This window comes from Aurantiacibacter rhizosphaerae, from assembly GCF_009807005.1.
GTDB classification, from domain to species: Bacteria; Pseudomonadota; Alphaproteobacteria; order Sphingomonadales; family Sphingomonadaceae; genus Alteraurantiacibacter; species Alteraurantiacibacter rhizosphaerae.
On record NZ_WUBR01000003.1, the window covers coordinates 183726 to 200023 of the forward strand.

The window sequence follows — 16298 nt, forward strand, 5'->3', positions numbered from 1 at the left end:
TGTCGTTAAGCGGCGGCGCGTGCGCGCTCCCGTTCGCGTTCTGCCTGCCGCGCGGCTTCGCGGCCTGCCGATGGATCCCCATCCACGCAAACGCGATTGCGGCCGGAATTCTTCGCCAGGTAAAGCGCCATGTCAGCCGTTTGCAGGGCAACGCGCAGCGGGGTGAACCTGCCGTATGCAGCGATGCCGAAACTGGCGGTGATCACGTGATCGTCCGTCAGTTCTACCAGGCGCAGCGTCATCAATTCGCGGCGCAATTGCTCTGCGTGGCGGCGCGCCATCTCTACGTCTGCGCCCGGCAGCCAGATGGCAAACTCCTCCCCGCCGATGCGGGCAGGCTGGCCCATGCAATCCAGCAGGCTGGCAACCGCGCGGATCACCGCGTCGCCTGCCGCATGGCCGTACTGATCGTTGATGCGCTTGAAATTGTCGATATCGCAGATCACCAGTGAGCCACTGCCACGATCGGGCTGGTTTGCCATTGTCTCAAAGGCGCGGCGATTGGGCAGGTTCGTGAGGAAATCATGCTCCGCCCGCATGCGATAAAGGTGCAGGGAATCGGTCACCAGGCGGGTGATTGTCAGCAGCACGACCGCGGGCACTAAAATCGCGAACAGGAAGACGAGAATGTCCTGCAGATCCTGACGCGAAAAATCGGCAAATGGCACATCCCGTCCCACCAGCACCGGAAATACAGGAATGCGCAGGATATAGATCGCACTTACCAACGTAAGGGCGCAGATCAAGGCGGTATCAATCTGGTCCCCGCGCCTGCCTGCCCGCTGCACGGCGATGACGGCCCTCATCATCGCTGCGGCACCTGCAAGCTGGGACGGCAAGAATTGCAGCACATGCGGCACCGGCAGCTGCAGCAGCGCCAATGAGGTAAGGATCGCAGCGCCGCAAATGGCGAAAAATGTGCGGCTGGAGCGCCTCTGGCCGTAGGCGATACGCACCGACTCGCCGACGCAGACATAGGACAGCACAACTGTCGCCGTGGTCACCCACAGGTCTAGCTGGGTGATGCTGTTATCCTTCAGCGCCAGGCTTTCTATAATGCCGAACAACAGCGCTACGCCCATCCAGATCAGCGCCGCATGTCGTTGTAATGATGCACAGATTACGGCGCAGAATACGCACAGTCCTGCCACAAGTGCAGTCATCGCGAAGATTGCGCTCACGGTCATGATTAGGGGCGGCCTGGCAGTTGCATGGCCCACAGCCATAGAGACGCGAGGTAAAAACTCGTTAAATTCTAAAAATCTATTGCAATATTTCTTTTAGAACGCCGCGAGACCTGATCCCGCCAGTGCGGAAAGTGATATTGCCGGCAACATCCCCAGCAGGCTGGCCGAAAGAAATGCGCGGGCGCCGATCGGCGTGGCCGCGCAGCCAGCGGTGACGATCACGTTGGGAAGTCCGCCGATCCTTGCGCCCACCACATACAGCGGGCCGCGGCGTCCAAGATGATCCTGAATGCCATCCATGCGCGCGCCAAACCGACGGCGCAGGCGCGGCCCCAACCAGCGGCGGGAGGCGAGGAACAGCAAATGCGTGCCGATGGTGACGCCAAGTGCCACCACCAATATTCCGGCAATGCCAAGCACCAGACCGCTGAGGAACGACATGGTGTTCACCGCGCCGGGAACCGACATGGCAACCAGTGAGGCGGTGACCGCTGCGAGGATTGCGGGGAGTGCGAACGGGCCAGCCGGCATTGCTGCCAGGCTATCCAGCATGGCCATCGGAAAGATCGATGAAATCAGCGCGTCCACATAGAACTGACGCAGGTTCATGGTTCGGGTTCCCGATGCGACCGGATGTTGCGCAAAAGCGTTGCGCCGTTGCAACACTTGTCAGCGCGTGTCTGACCCATCGTTGACGCACAGCACGCTGTCTTCACGCGCCAGGCACCACAGGCTTAGGCCCGCCGCACGTGCACGGTCCACCGCCATGCTGGTGGGCAATGATATGGTGACAAGCCGCGTCGCGCCCGCGCGCACGGCCTTCTCCACGATCTCGTAAGAACACCGCGCGCTGGAGAGGATGTAGCCTTCGGCCGCATCCTGGGATGCATGCGCCATGGCGCCCACCAGCTTGTCCATCGCGTTATGCCGGCCAACATCTTCGCGGGCGTGCAGGATGGTGCCGTCCAGCGTGCAGAAGGCGGCGGCATGGGCAGCGCCTGTCTCACGGGTCAAAGGCTGGTGATCGCGCAAGGTGCCCAGCGCGGCGAAAATCGCTTGCGGGTCCAGCGTGTGATGCCGTGCAACCGGCGGCAGGGGCTTGCTGACCGCTTCAAGGTTCTCGATCCCGCACAAGCCGCAGCTTGATTCCGCCACTCGCGTGCGAACGCGATCGGTCAGTTTTTCTATGCCCAGCCCGGTCAATTGCGCTCGCGCGATCCAGCCATGCTCCACCTCCACCACGGCGATGTCGTCGATATCGGCGGGAGTTTTCGCCAGCCCTTCGGTCAGCGCAAAGCCGCGCGCGAAATCTTCCAGATCGTGCGGGCTGGCCATCATCACAGCATAGGAGAGGCCGTTATATTCCAGGGCAACAGGCACTTCAGGAACCCATGCCCGCTCCAAAGAGCGCGTGGTTCCGTCCGCCCCGAACTGTAGCGGCTTATCCGGCATCCGAATTGTGCAGCCCGCCCGCCTTGGAAAAATCGGTGGCGCGGGTTTGCGAACCGGGGTGCGCGCCTTGGGCCAGCTGCTCGATGGCTTGGGCGGCAATCGGGTCCAGCCCGCTGCGATCGCCGGTGAATATGCATTGCTTCATCCGCGGATCCCAGAAGCTTTCGATATGGTCTGCCGTGGCCAGCACCGCCTTGTCGTGCCCGATGGCGACGAAGTTCTTGGCGATCTGGTTGGCAAAGCGCGTCAGCGTTTCGAGCTGGCTCTTGCTCATTCCGCCGGCTCCATCGTGTCTTCACCCGCAATGCGGCGGCTGCGTTCGCTGAGTTCCTGGTAGTCTTCCTGCCAGTCCGTCGGCCCGTTGCTGGGCATCACCTGCACCGCCGTCACCTTGTATTCCGGGCAGTTGGTGGCCCAGTCGGAGTAATCGGTGGTGACGACGTTGGCCTGCGTCGCAGGGTGGTGGAAGGTGGTGTAGACAACGCCGGGTGCCACGCGATCGGTTACCTTCACACGCAGGGTCGTTTCGCCTGTGCGGCTGGCAAGCTTCGTCCAGTCGCCATCCTTCAGGCCGCGGTTTTCGGCATCTGCGGGGTGCATTTCCAGCAGGTCCTCCTCATGCCACACGGTGTTGGCCGTGCGCCGCGTCTGCGCGCCGACGTTATACTGGCTGAGGATGCGGCCCGTGGTCAGCAGCAGCGGGAAGCGCGGGCCGGTTTTCTCATCGGTGGGGACGTAATCCGTCACCACGAACAGGCCCTTGCCGCGCACGAAGCCTTCCATGTGCATCACGGGCGATCCATCCGGATGCGTCTCGTTCACCGGCCATTGCACGCTGCCGCGTTCCTGCAGCATGTCCCAGCTTACGCCGGCAAAGCTGCCGGTAAGGCGCGCGATTTCGTCCAGGATTTCGCTCGGATGCTCGTACTGCCACTCCGCGCCCAGCGCGTTGGCCAGCAACTGCGTGACTTCCCAGTCCTCATAGCCATTGGCCGGTTCCATCACCTTGCGCACCGGCTGGATGCGGCGCTCGGCATTGGTGAAGGTGCCGTTCTTCTCCAGGAAGGTGGAGCCGGGCAGGAAGACGTGGGCGTAATTCGCCGTCTCGTTCAGGAAGAGATCGTGCACGATCACGCAGTCCATCGCGGAAAGGCCATCGGCCACGTGCTGCGTGTTGGGATCGGATTGCAGGATATCCTCGCCCTGGATGTAGATCGCCTTGAAGGTGCCATCCACGGCGGCATCCAGCATGTTGTTGATGCGCAGGCCGGGGTTGGGATCGAGCGAAACGCCCCAGTCCTTCTCGAACATTTCACGCGTCACGCTATCGGACAGGTGTCGATAGCCGGGCAGTTCGTGCGGGAAGCTGCCCATGTCGCAGGCGCCCTGCACGTTGTTCTGGCCGCGCAGCGGGTTCACGCCCACACCCTTGCGGCCGATATTGCCGGTGACCATCGCCAGATTGGCAATCGCCATCACGGTGGATGAACCTTGCGAATGCTCTGTCACGCCAAGGCCGTAATAGATCGCGCCATTGCCGCCGGTGGCATAAAGCCGCGCGGCGGCGCGCAGATCGTCGGCAGGAACGCGGGTTACAGGCTCCAGCGTTTCGGGGCTGTGGCGTTCGTCGGAAACGAAGCGCGCCCATTCCTCATAGGCATCGACTTCGCAGCGTTCCTCGATGAACTTGCGGTTCTCCAGCCCCTCCGTAACGATGACATGCGCCATCGCGGTGAGCACGGCGACATTGGTGCCGGGCTGCAAGGGCAGGTGATGCGCGGCTTCCACATGCGGGGTGCGCACAAGATCAATCCGGCGCGGATCGATCACGATCAGCTTGGCACCTTCACGCAGGCGCTTTTTCAGGCGGCTGGCGAACACGGGGTGGCCGTCTGTCGGGTTGGCGCCGATAACCAGCGCCACATCGGTGTGCTGCACGCTGTCGAAATCCTGCGTGCCGGCACTGGTGCCGAACGTCGTCTTCAGGCCATAGCCTGTGGGCGAGTGACAAACGCGCGCGCAGGTATCGACATTGTTTGCGCCGAAAACGGAGCGGATCAGCTTCTGCACGAGGAAGGTTTCCTCGTTCGTGCAACGGCTGGAGGTAATGCCGCCCAGCGCGCCTGCGCCGTGCTGTTCCTTGATGCCCTTGATCTTGTTGCTGGTGAATTCCAGTGCCTCTTCCCAGGTCACTTCACGCCAGGGCTGATCGATGCTGTCGCGTACCATGGGCGATGTGATGCGATCCTGGTGGTTGGCATAGCCATAGGCGAAGCGGCCCTTCACACAGCTGTGGCCGCGATTGGCCTTGCCATCCTTGTAGGGCACCATGCGCACCAGCTGCTCTCCGCGCAGTTCGGCGCGGAAGGTGCAGCCCACGCCGCAATAGGCGCAGGTGGTAACGACGCTGCGTTCGGGCAGTCCGATTTCCTTGACGCTCTTTTCCTGCAGGGTGGCCGTGGGGCAGGCCTGCACGCAGGCGCCGCAGCTTACGCATTCGCTGGAGAGGAAGTTGTCTTCCTCCTGCCCGGCGGAAACCATGCTGGCAAAACCGCGCCCGTCGATGGTGAGGGCAAAGGTGCCCTGCACTTCGTTACAGGCGCGCACACAGCGCGAGCAGACGATGCACTTGCTGGCATCGAAGCTGAAATAGGGGTTGGACGTGTCCGTCGGCACTTCCAGGTGGTTTGCACCTTCGTAGCCGTAGCGCACATCGCGCAGGCCCACGGCTGCGGCCTCGTCCTGCAATTCGCAGTCGCCATTGGCGGAGCAGGTGAGGCAGTCCAGCGGGTGATCGGAGATATACAGCTCCATCACGCCCTTGCGCAGCTTTTCCAGCCGCGGGGTCTGCGTTTTTACCACCATGCCTTCGCTTACCGGCGTGGTGCAGCTGGCAGGCGTGCCACGCGCGCCCTCGATCTCTACCAGGCACAGGCGGCAGGAACCGAAGGATTTCACATTGTCGGTGGCGCACAGCTTGGGGATGTGGCCGCCTGTTTCGGTAGCGGCGCGCATCACGCTGGTGCCTGCGGGCACGGTGGTTTTGCGACCATCGATGGTCAGCGTGACCTGCTGTTTCGACTCCACTGCCGGAGTGCCGAAATCCTTAGGGGCTTCATATCCCATTACTATCGCTCCATCGCCGCAAGATCTGCGGGTGTGTTGATGTTTGCTGGCGCATCATCGCTCTTCACGGCCCGCGCCCTGGCGGCCTTTGCGAATGCGAGCATCGAATGGCGTCCTTCACTCTGGAGGATGGCCGAAACGACGGATGCGTTGTTGCTTTTCCAATGCCCGATAACGGGCTGCGTTTCAAGATAAGCCGGGGCCGGCGAAAGATCCGATAAGAGCGTTGCGGGCAGAGCGACAGAATCGACCCCGCAGGTCAGCACGCTGTCATAACCCTCGGCCTCGGCATGGCGCAGTGCACCGGCAATGCCGCCGAGTGGGCCCATGTCAGACCTTGGCCAGTCGGGAACGGTAGGGGCGGGTGCGGTCTCTCGCCCCACCACGATCACATCGTCGCAAAAGCCCGAAAGCGTCTCCACCGCGCGCGCGATCAGCGTGCGACCGTCGAGCTCGGCCAGCGCCTTGTCGGTGCCGAAACGAGAGGACTTGCCGCCTGCAAGGACCGCGCCCAAAATCATCCCGCGTTTTCCGGCAGGGCTTGTTCAACCAGTTCGGGGTTGCGGGTGAAATCTTCGGGCCATTGGCGCAGCGCGCTCATCACGGGGTAGGGCGTGAAGCCGCCCAGTGCGCAAAGCGAGCCGAACTTCATCGTTTCGCAAAGGTCTGTCAGCAGGCCGATTTCATCGCCTGCATCGCGGCCCTTGTCCTTTGGCGCGTTGTGCATTTGCGGGGCCAGCTCGATCCGGTCACGCTTGCGCCCGCCTTCGCGAATACGATCGAGAATTTCCACGCCGCGCACCGCGCCGATGCGGCAGGGCGTGCACTTGCCGCAGCTTTCGACAGAGCAGAACTCCATCGCAAAGCGCGCCATCTCCAGCATGTCTGCCGTATCGTCGAACACGGTGATGCCGCCGTGGCCGATCAGGGCTTCGGATGCAGTGAACTCTTCATAGTCGAACTGGATGTCGAACTGGTCTGGGTGAATGTAGGCACCCAGCGGGCCGCCAACCTGCACGGCCTTTACCGGGCGACCCGATGCCGTGCCGCCGCCGATCTGGTTGACCAGATCGTCCAGCGTCACGCCGAAGCCGACTTCGTAAAGGCCGCCGTGCTTGATATTGCCGGCCAACTGGATCGGCATGGTGCCGCGCGAACGGCCAAAGCCTGCATCCTTGTATTCGTCCGCCCCGCCTTCGTTCAGGATATGCGGCACGGCCTGCAGGCTGAGCACGTTGTTCACCACGGTGGGCTTGCCAAGGAAGCCTTCCAGCGCAGGCAGCGGCGGCTTGGCGCGCACTTCGCCGCGCTTGCCTTCCAGGCTGTTGAGCAGCGAGGTTTCCTCGCCGCAGACATAAGCGCCGGCACCCACGCGCACTTCGCATTTGAACGGCGCGATGATGTCTGTGCACAGTTCCAGTGCGGCGTTCAGCTTGCGGATGGCATCGGGATATTCGCTGCGCAGGTAGATATAGCCCTGTGTCGCGCCCACCGCCTCGCCAGCGATGGCCATGCCTTCGATAAGCGCGAAGGGATCGCCTTCCATCGCCATGCGATCGGCAAAGGTGCCGCTGTCGCCTTCGTCGGCATTGCACACGATGTATTTCTGCGGGCCTTCGGCTTTCATCACCGTGTCCCACTTGATGCCCGTGGGAAAACCTGCGCCGCCGCGGCCGCGCAGGCCGGAGTGCTTGACCTCTTCCACGATCTTTTCAGGTCCGATCTGGCGGGCACGCTTCAGGCCCGCCCAGCCGCCGGTCGCCTCGTAATCCTCAAGGCTGAGGGGGCGGGTCTTGCCAGCGCGCTTGAAGGTGATGCGCGTTTGCGTGGCGATGAAGGGATGATCCTCGATAACGCCGATGGACTTGTCGCTTGTGCCGTCCAGAATGGCATCGACGTCGTCCAGCGTGGCAGGGCCGAAGCCTTTTCCGTCGATTTCCACCATGGGCTCCAGCCAGTGCATGCCCCAGCTGGAGGTACGATGGACTTCGCAGCCCTTCTTCGCGAAAGCGTCTGCCAGCCTGTCTGCGCCGCCTGCGCGGGCAAGGGCATCGTCGGAAATGCGAACCAGCGTCATGCGTTTTCTACCAGGTTGGTGATCGCCTGTTCATCCAGGCGGATATGAAGGTCATCGCCCGTGCGCGCGGCGGGGCCGGCGCTGCACAGGCCAAGGCAATAGACGGTGGAGATGCGCACGCGCTCTCCGGCGGCGCTGCTGGCCGTGTCGATCAGCTTTTCCACGCCGCGCGCCTTGCACGCCTCCGCCCGGCAGATCTGCACGTGCGGCCGCGCATCAGGGGTGGGCAGGTAATCGTGATAGAAGGTGACAACGCCGTGCACGTCCGCGCGGCTGAGGTTCAGCCCCTTGGCGATCAGCGCCTCGCTTTCTGCATCCACGCAGCCAAGCTCTTCCTGCACATCGTTCAGGATCGGCAGCAGCGGGCCTTCGCGGTGGTGATGGCGGGCGATGATTTCGCCCAGGATTTCGCTATTGTCGCTCATGCTTTCAGCCTTTCAGCGTGCCATTTCACATGCTCTGCGATGAAGGTGCTGACGAAGAAGTAGGAGTGATCATACCCTTCCTGCATCACGATCTTCGCGTTCATGCCGGCTTCGCGCACCGCGTCTTCCAGCAGCCAGGTCTTCAGTTCATCGTCGAGGAAATTGTCTGCGCGGCCCTGTTCCACCAGCAGGTGATCGATCCGCGCGCCATCCTCGATAAGGGCGCAGGCATCATATTCGCGCCACGCATCACGATCATCGCCCAGATAGTTCGACAGCGCCTTTTCGCCCCACGGGCAATTCATCGGGCTGACGATGGGGGAGAACGCACTGGTGGAGCGGAAACGATCCGGGTTGCGCAACGATACCGTCAGCGCGCCGTGCCCGCCCATGGAATGGCCGGAGATGGACTGGCGATCCATGTCGACATCGAAGTTCTCCGCCACGAGAGCGGGCAGTTCTTCCTCGATATAGCGGCGCATCTGGAAATGCTGGGACCAGGGGGCCTGCGTAGCGTTGACATAGAAGCCCGCGCCTTGGCCGAAATCATAGGCTTCGTCATCGGGCACACCTTCTCCGCGCGGGGAGGTGTCGGGACAGATGAAGATCACGCCATGTTCGGCACATGCCTTGTGATAATGGCATTTGATCATCGCGTTTTCATGCGTGCAGGTAAGGCCGGAGAGCCACCACAGCACGGGCAGCTTCTCGCCCTCGCGATGCTCCGGTTGATAAACCGCGAAGGTCATCGGCGTGCCGGTGGACGTGCTCTCATGCTTGTAGACGCCCTGATTGCCGCCGAAGCACTTCGTTTCGCTGACGGTTTCGATAGTCATGCTTCCGCTCCCGTCATGCCACGCGCTTGAGAGCGCACAGCTTGTGACCGTCGGGATCGCGAAGGTAGGCGAGGTACAGCTTCACATCGCCCATCTGGCGCAGGCCCGGCGGGTCTTCGATTGCGGTGCCACCAGCCTTCACGCCGGCCGCGTGCCAGGCGTCGGCCTGCTCTTCACTCTCCATGGCAAAACCGATGGTGGATCCATTCGCCACGCTGGCCGCATCTCCGTCGATCGGCTTCGTCACCAGGAAGGATGCACCGTTGTGGACGTAATGAACACGACCCTTGGGATCGATACGGCCAGGCTCACCCCCGATCGCCGTGAACAGCGCGTCATAGAAGGTCTTCGATTTCTCAAGGTCGTTCGATCCGACCATCATGTGGCTGTACATTGTGTTCAGTCCTCAACATTCGTTGTGAAGGCGCAAAGCTTGTTGCCTACGGGATCGCGCAGATAAGCTCCGTATAGCTTGTTTTCGCCCATATCGCGGCGGCCCGGCGCGCCTTCGTCACTGCCGCCATTGGCAAGGCCCGCTGCGTGCCAGCTATTCACCTGATCCTGCGTATCGGCGGAAAGGCCGATCGTGCCACCGTTGGCAAAGGTCGCAGGCTCACCATTGCGGGGTGGCTGGACGGAGAAGAAGCCCGACTGGTACGATCCGTAATAGGACGCCTCACCCGACCTGCCGCCCTCGATGCCGATGGCCGCGAAGGTGGCATCGTAGAAGTGTGCCGAAGCCGCGGGATCGTCAGTGCCGACCACGATATGGGTGAACATGCTCATGCCTGAGCGATCAGGCGTTTTCGTTAGGAGCGAATGCGCAAATCTTGTTGCCATCGGGATCGCGCAGATAGGCGCCATACATCTGGCCGGGGCTGTTCTCGCGAATTCCGGGAGCACCTTCATCCGTGCCGCCATTGGCCAGACCAGCAGCGTGCCAGGCATTCACCTCGTCATAGCTCTTGGCTTTCAGGCCCAGCGTCGCGCCGTTGGAAGGGTTGGCGGTTTCGCCATTGGCGGGTTTGCCCACGGCAACGGCGCCGCCTTCGTTGGCGTAGATGGTGGCGTGCGGCAGTTCGTTCACCGGGTTCACGCCGATGGCGCCCATCGTGGCGTTGTAGAACTGGCGTGATTTTTCGACATCATTGGTGCCGAGAAATACGTGATTGAGCATGGTGAAAGTCCTCTCTCTTATGGGCGCGCAACATCGCAGACCGCATTGCGCGATTCTTCTGTTTCATCACATAGCCGAATTTTTCGGTCTTGTGAAAGAGTGAATGTCCCGAAGGCCGGTTTTAGCTTGGGCCAGCCTTCGGGAAATATGGAATGTGCCCGTCAGTAGACGACCACGGAGCGGATGCTTTCGCCCGAATGCATCAGGTCAAAGCCCTTGTTGATCTCTTCCAGGGTAAGCTGGTGGGTGATCATGGGATCGATGTCGATCTTGCCGTTCATGTACCAGTCCACGATCTTTGGCACATCGGTGCGGCCCTTGGCCCCGCCGAACGCGGTGCCGCGCCAGTTGCGGCCCGTCACAAGCTGGAAGGGGCGCGTCTCGATCGTCTTGCCGGCTTCCGCCACGCCGATGATGATGCTGGTACCCCATCCCTTGTGGCAGGATTCCAGCGCCTGACGCATCACATCGGTATTGCCGGTGCAGTCGAAGGTGTAGTCCGCCCCGCCATCCAGCATTTCCACCAGGTGCGCCACCACATCGCCGACCTCTTTCGGGTTGACGAAATCGGTCATGCCGAACTTCTCGCCCCATTCCTTCTTGGAATTGTTGATGTCGACGCCAACGATGCGATCCGCGCCTGCCATCTTCGCGCCCTGGATCACGTTCAGGCCAATACCGCCAAGGCCGAACACCACCACGTTATCACCCGGCTGAACCTTTGCCGTGTTGGTGACAGCGCCCACGCCCGTCGTCACGCCGCAGCCGATATAGCAGCTGGTTTCAAACGGTGCATCAGTCCGGATCTTGGCCACGGCGATTTCGGGCAGTACCGTGAAGTTGGAGAAGGTGGAGCAGCCCATGTAGTGGTAGATCGTCTCTCCCTTGTACGAGAAACGGCTGGTGCCGTCCGGCATCAGGCCCCTGCCCTGCGTTTCGCGAATGGCGCTGCACAGGTTGGTTTTGCCCGACAGACACATCTTACACTGGCGACATTCCGGCGTGTAGAGCGGGATCACGTGATCGTCCGGCTTCACGCTGGTGACGCCGGACCCAACCTCCCGCACGATGCCGGCGCCTTCGTGGCCCAGCACCGAAGGGAACAGTCCCTCGGAATCCAGGCCGTCCAGCGTGTAGGCATCCGTGTGGCAAATGCCGGTGGCCATGATTTCCACCAGCACTTCACCCTCTTTCGGGCCTTCGAGGTCAAGCTCGACAATTTCGAGCGGCTTCTTGGCTTCGAATGCAACGGCGGCACGGGTCTTCATCAGGCATTGTCCTTCGTCGGGATGGAATCAGTGGTTACAGGCGCGGCAACAAGATCGTCACCTTCACGCTCTGGCAGCATCAGGAACAGCACGAGCGAGACAATCGATCCCATCGCCATGATCGTTGATACCACCAGCAACTCGTCATTCCCCAGCCACGCGAACAGGGCGCCTGCGATAAGCGGACTGCCAGCTGCGCCGAAGCGACCGATGCCCAGCACGAAGCCGGTGCCCGTGGCGCGGGCATAGGCGGGGAAACCGCGCGCAAAGGCGGCGTAGTAGCCGCTGATCGCGGCATTGGTGAAGAAGCCGGTCAGCACCGTCGCCCACTGCCAGCCGCTGAGGCTATCGCGGCCAAAGCCGAATGAGACCACCATGACGGAACCGATCAGCAGCATCAGCGCAGTCGGCCACCTGATGCCAAAGCGCGCCATCACGAAGCCGAACAGCGCACTGCCGAGGAAACCGCCGACATTGGCGAAGGTCAGCACCGTTGCGGCCGTGCTGGGGGCATAGCCGGGCGGGTAGTCGGCCACGATCTGCACGGCGAATTTCAGGATATAATAGAAAGTGATGGTGTGGAACATGTAGCCGAACGCCAGCAGCAGCGTGACCGGGCGAAGCTGCGGGTTGGACAGGATGTCCGTTACCTTGGGCTTGTTCTCGTCCGTCGACATCGGCGGCAGCGCCTCGATCGGCGGCTTGCCGAATGCCGCCAGCGTCTTGTTGGTGCCTTCAAGATTGCCCTTGCCGGCCTGGTATGCAGCCGTTTCCGGCACCACCAGCATCACCACGGGGATCAGCGCCGCCGTTACGATGGCGCCAAAATCAAACACGCCGCGCCAGCCATAGGTATCCAGCAGCCATTCCGACGCGGCGATGCCGCCCAGGATAGCGCCCAGCGGATAGCCTGCGACGTAGATTGCAATCGCGGCCTTGCGCCATTTGCTGTTCGTGCTTTCCGCAGTCACGGCATTGGTGGCGGCCAGCATGCCGCCGATGCCGATGCCGGTGATGAAGCGAAAGATGATCAACGGGGTCACGCCATTGGCATGGCCAGCCATCCACATGCCGCCAGCCATCAGCAAAAGGCAGGCGATCATGGTGTTCTTGCGACCGAACTTGTCCGCCGCGCCGCCCAGCAGCACAGAGCCAAAGCCCATGCCAACCAGCTCTGCCGACAGCACGACGCCCAGCGCCGCACGCTCAATTCCCCATTCAGCCGAAATGCCCGGCGCGGCAAAGGCGCTGGAAAGCACATCGAACCCGTCGAGCGCATTGAGCAGCACCATGAGGACGACAACCGCCCATTGACGCCAGTTCATTTCGGTATTGTTGATCACGTTAATGGGGTTCGCGCCCCCACCTGCTGGTCCGGCCATATTGACTTTGTCCTCTCCTCGGAAAGCCCCTATTCGTGGATTCTTTCAAGCATTTCCACCAGTTTCTCGACTTCTTGCGGTGTGAAGCGGCCTTTTAGCCATGCCTCATGCTCCGCAATGCTATTTTTCGCCTGCTCCAGCGCTGCCTCGCCTTCGGGCGTAAGATGAAGCGCCTGCTTGCGCCCATCGCTGCTGGATCGCTCTCGCCGCAGATAGCCGCGCGCTTGCAGGCGATTGATAATCGTCATCGTCGTGGCCCGGTCCATCCGCAGCCGACCACCCAGCTCGATCTGCGCGACGCCGGGGTTTTCTCCCACCAGCCACAACACGCTGACCTGTTTCTGCGTCAGGTCCAGCCCCGTGAAGGTTTCCGTGAAATGGCGGTAGACCGCGCCGTGCGCCAGGCGGATGTGGAAGCCCACAATGCCATCAAGCTGCCCGAACTCCGGCGTGTCGTCTGCGTCGTTTCTGGCTTTTTCACTCATCAATACGGACTGGTCCAATGTGGCGCTCTGGTTTGGCTTGCGAATTTGTTAGTAGAGCATACAATTATCCGCAAGGAGAGGACAAAAATGGCACAGTTTCCAGATACCCCAAGTTTCACGGGGTTCAACAAGCCGAGCCGGATCGAGGCCGACATCGCCGATCTTCAGCACGAGGGAGAAATCCCTGCGGAACTGGATGGCGCATTCTTTCGCGTGCAGCCCGATCCGCAGTTTCCTCCGCGCATGCAGGATGACATTTCCTTCAACGGCGACGGGATGATCACGCGTTTTCACTTTCACGATGGCCAGTGCGACTTTCGCCAGCGCTGGGCGCAGACGGACAAATGGAAGCTGGAAAACGCGGCGGGCAAGGCGCTGTTCGGCGCCTATCGCAACCCCCTCACCGATGATGAAAGCGTGAAGGGCAAGGTGCGCGGCACCGCCAACACCAACGCCTTTCTCTATGGTGGGAAGCTATGGGCGCTGAAGGAAGATAGCCCCGCGCTGGTGATGGACCCGGCCACGATGGAAACGCAGGGTTACGAAACCTTCGACGGCAAGATGACCGGCGAGACTTTCACCGCGCATCCCAAGGTGGATCCCGAAACCGGCAACATGGTGGCCATAGGCTATGCCGCCAGCGGCCTGCACACCGATGATGTGACCTATTACGAGATCAATCCCGATGGCGAACTGGTGCGCGAGGAATGGTTCAAGGTGCCATACTATTGCATGATGCATGATTTCGCGATCACGCCCGATTACCTGGTGCTCCATATCGTGCCCAGCACCGGCAGCTGGGACCAGCTGGAACAGGGCAAGCCCGCCTTCATGTTCGACACCACGCGAGAAGTTTACCTGGGTATCATCCCCCGCCGCGACGGATTGCGTAACGAGGATATCCGCTGGTTCAAGCGTGATAACTGCTTTGCCAGCCACGTGATGAATGCCTGGCAGGATGGCACGAAGATCCATTTCGTGACGCCGGAATCGAAGAACAATTTCTTCCCCTTCTTCCCCGATATGCACGGGGCCGAGTTCAACCCTGCCGAAGCCATGACGAAGCTGACGCAGTGGACCGTGGACATGGCCAGCAATGGGGAAGATTTCGATTCCGTTGAAGTCCTGACCGATACCGTCAGCGAATTTCCGCGCATCGATGAGCGCTTCATCGGGCAGCAGAACCGCTACACCTGGGGCTTGGAAATGGACATGAGCCGCCCGATGGACGGCGAAGCGCGATCGGCTGGCGGTGCGCCCATGAACTGCCTGTTCCTGCGAGACATGGAGACAGGGGCGGAGCAGCATTGGTGGGCGGGGCCAAGCAGCACGCTGCAGGAACCTTGCTTCATCCCGCGCTCTGCCGATGCGCCCGAAGGCGATGGCTGGGTTGTGCAGGTCTGCAATCGCATTACCGAGCACCGCAGCGATCTGCTGGTGTTCGATGCCCTGGATATCGAGAAAGGCCCGATTGCGACGGTGCATCTGCCGTTTCGTTTGCGTTTCGGCCTGCATGGAAATTTCGCCCGCAGTGAAGATGTGGGCCTTGTAAAAGAGAAAGAAGCAGTATGATCCGCATGACTTTGACGGCGCTGTCCGCAGCAGCCGTGCTTGGCATGGCCTCTCCCGCAACAGCGCAGGATGCGGCCAGCGTGGCCGATACTCAGGCCGCGCCAAAGGAGGCCTGGCAGGAATGGGACGTGGCCGAAGGCTGCCGCGGCCTTGCTCCACTGGACGATGCGCCGCAGGGTGAGGCGCTGAACTATCGCGTTCCTTCGCCCGCCACCGTCGCCATGCGGCGCCAGTTGCTGAACCCGCAGGTGAATTCCTTCACCTTCCGGGAGGCTGACGAGGTATTTGCAAACCGCCCCGTTCCCGCTGCCGATGCGCCGCGCACCTGGACCGAAGCGGAAGGCTTCACCATGCCCGGCGATTATCAGAAGTTCGCCTACGATACCCACACCGATGCGCTGATGGTGGTGCGCGATGGCAAGATCCTGTTCGAGGATTACCGCAACCGCTTCGATCCCGAACAGCGGCACACCGGCTTCTCCATGTCGAAGACCATCATCGCCATGCTGGTGGGCCAGGCGCTGGACCGGGGCGAGATCGCCTCCATCGACGATCTGGCCACGGACTACTGGCCTGCGCTGAAAGGCGGCGGCTATGATGGCGTGACGATCCGCAACCTGCTGGAAATGCGATCCGGCGCGGATATCGAGGAACGCTACGATTTCGGGGATAACCCCAGCCTGGCGGGCTGCATCCACGATACCGCCATTGTGCTGAACCGCGCGCGCTTTGCCGATTTCGCCATCGATGTGGGACGCCGCAGCGCACCGGGTGCCGAATTCAACTACGCCACTCTGGATACCGCCGTCCTCGGGCGGATTCTGGAAGAGGTGAGCGGCAAGCCACTGGAGCAGATTACGCAGGAGCGTTTGTGGCAGCCTGTCGGCGCGCAGCGAGAGGCTTTCTGGCTGGCCGATGGACCGCCCGGCACCGGACGTGCATTGGCCGGCATGGGCTTCAACGCCACATTGCGCGATTTCGGCCTGCTGGGTCAGCTGTTGCTGGACAATGGCGTGGCGGACGGTGTGCAGGTGCTGCCCGAAGGATGGGTAAAGCAGATGACGACGATGCGCCCGCTCGATCCGGAAACCCCGTTTCCCGGCTACGCCTACCAGACCTGGAAACTGGGTGATGAGCCCGATGCGTATTCCGCCGTGGGCCTTGCCGGGCAGTATATCTATGTCCACCCGCAAACCCGCACGGTAATCGTGAAGCTGAGCCATTACCCGCCGGCGGCCGATCTGGCAGGCGAAGTGGCCGATTATTTCGCCATGGTGGCTAACACCCCAATGGAGAGCAGCGCGCCCTGAC

At 61.7% G+C, this 16298-nt stretch carries 17 protein-coding genes; 2 read left to right on the forward strand and 15 right to left on the reverse strand.

Features of this window, described 5'->3' with window-relative positions; genetic code table 11:
* Positions 1–5: 5 nt before the first annotated feature.
* The 15 genes from GRF63_RS13225 to GRF63_RS13295 all read right to left on the reverse strand — a co-directional run bounded on the left by GRF63_RS13225 (position 6) and on the right by GRF63_RS13295 (position 13415).
* On the reverse strand, positions 6–1187 hold the full coding sequence (locus GRF63_RS13225; protein WP_160486524.1) for a GGDEF domain-containing protein: 1182 nt from the start codon (positions 1185–1187) through the stop codon (positions 6–8).
* A gap of 93 nt (positions 1188–1280) precedes the next feature.
* Entirely contained in the window at positions 1281–1796 is a 516-nt protein-coding gene (locus tag GRF63_RS13230) for a VTT domain-containing protein (protein WP_160486525.1), read from the reverse strand.
* A gap of 60 nt (positions 1797–1856) precedes the next feature.
* Complete coding sequence (fdhD, locus tag GRF63_RS13235) at positions 1857–2639, reverse strand: formate dehydrogenase accessory sulfurtransferase FdhD (protein WP_160486526.1); 783 nt, start codon at positions 2637–2639, stop codon at positions 1857–1859.
* The gene (locus GRF63_RS13240) at positions 2629–2913 is read right to left on the reverse strand and encodes a formate dehydrogenase subunit delta (protein WP_160486527.1); all 285 of its coding nucleotides are present in this window, start codon (positions 2911–2913) and stop codon (positions 2629–2631) included. Before GRF63_RS13240 ends, fdhD begins: the two co-directional genes overlap by 11 nt.
* Positions 2910–5765, reverse strand: a complete 2856-nt coding sequence (gene fdhF / locus GRF63_RS13245; protein WP_160486528.1) for a formate dehydrogenase subunit alpha — start codon at positions 5763–5765, stop codon at positions 2910–2912. The genes GRF63_RS13240 and fdhF overlap by 4 nt, the downstream gene beginning before the upstream one ends.
* A 2-nt stretch (positions 5766–5767) precedes the next feature.
* A complete protein-coding gene (locus GRF63_RS13250; RefSeq protein ID WP_160486529.1) occupies positions 5768–6286 on the reverse strand; it encodes a molybdenum cofactor guanylyltransferase in 519 nt (172 codons plus the stop codon).
* Positions 6283–7842 carry an NADH-ubiquinone oxidoreductase-F iron-sulfur binding region domain-containing protein gene (locus tag GRF63_RS13255; RefSeq protein ID WP_160486530.1) on the reverse strand — a complete coding sequence of 520 codons (1560 nt, stop codon included), beginning with the start codon at positions 7840–7842 and terminating at the stop codon, positions 6283–6285. Before GRF63_RS13255 ends, GRF63_RS13250 begins: the two co-directional genes overlap by 4 nt.
* A complete protein-coding gene (locus GRF63_RS13260) occupies positions 7839–8267 on the reverse strand; it encodes an NAD(P)H-dependent oxidoreductase subunit E (RefSeq protein ID WP_160486531.1) in 429 nt (142 codons plus the stop codon). The genes GRF63_RS13255 and GRF63_RS13260 overlap by 4 nt, the downstream gene beginning before the upstream one ends.
* Positions 8264–9103: an S-formylglutathione hydrolase gene (gene fghA, locus GRF63_RS13265; protein WP_160486532.1), complete on the reverse strand. Its 840-nt coding sequence runs from the start codon at positions 9101–9103 to the stop codon at positions 8264–8266. Before fghA ends, GRF63_RS13260 begins: the two co-directional genes overlap by 4 nt.
* 13 nt (positions 9104–9116) lie before the next feature.
* Positions 9117–9497 (reverse strand): VOC family protein, encoded by a 381-nt coding sequence (locus tag GRF63_RS13270; protein ID WP_160486533.1) that lies wholly within the window; start codon positions 9495–9497, stop codon positions 9117–9119.
* A 5-nt stretch (positions 9498–9502) separates the two neighbouring features.
* Positions 9503–9889 (reverse strand): VOC family protein, encoded by a 387-nt coding sequence (locus GRF63_RS13275; RefSeq protein ID WP_337189669.1) that lies wholly within the window; start codon positions 9887–9889, stop codon positions 9503–9505.
* A 10-nt stretch (positions 9890–9899) separates the two neighbouring features.
* The gene (locus GRF63_RS13280; protein ID WP_160486534.1) at positions 9900–10280 is read right to left on the reverse strand and encodes a VOC family protein; all 381 of its coding nucleotides are present in this window, start codon (positions 10278–10280) and stop codon (positions 9900–9902) included.
* A 161-nt stretch (positions 10281–10441) separates the two neighbouring features.
* A complete protein-coding gene (locus tag GRF63_RS13285; protein WP_160486535.1) occupies positions 10442–11548 on the reverse strand; it encodes an S-(hydroxymethyl)glutathione dehydrogenase/class III alcohol dehydrogenase in 1107 nt (368 codons plus the stop codon).
* Entirely contained in the window at positions 11548–12930 is a 1383-nt protein-coding gene (locus GRF63_RS13290; protein ID WP_237392491.1) for an MFS transporter, read from the reverse strand. Before GRF63_RS13290 ends, GRF63_RS13285 begins: the two co-directional genes overlap by 1 nt.
* A gap of 29 nt (positions 12931–12959) precedes the next feature.
* Positions 12960–13415: a Saro_0803 family transcriptional regulator gene (locus tag GRF63_RS13295; protein ID WP_160486536.1), complete on the reverse strand. Its 456-nt coding sequence runs from the start codon at positions 13413–13415 to the stop codon at positions 12960–12962.
* A gap of 87 nt (positions 13416–13502) precedes the next feature.
* On the opposite strand from GRF63_RS13295, the gene GRF63_RS13300 reads away from it, so the two are divergent.
* Positions 13503–14987 (forward strand): lignostilbene-alpha,beta-dioxygenase, encoded by a 1485-nt coding sequence (locus GRF63_RS13300; protein ID WP_160486537.1) that lies wholly within the window; start codon positions 13503–13505, stop codon positions 14985–14987.
* Positions 14984–16297: a serine hydrolase domain-containing protein gene (locus tag GRF63_RS13305; protein ID WP_160486538.1), complete on the forward strand. Its 1314-nt coding sequence runs from the start codon at positions 14984–14986 to the stop codon at positions 16295–16297. The genes GRF63_RS13300 and GRF63_RS13305 overlap by 4 nt, the downstream gene beginning before the upstream one ends.
* The last annotated feature ends 1 nt before the right edge of the window (position 16298 follow it).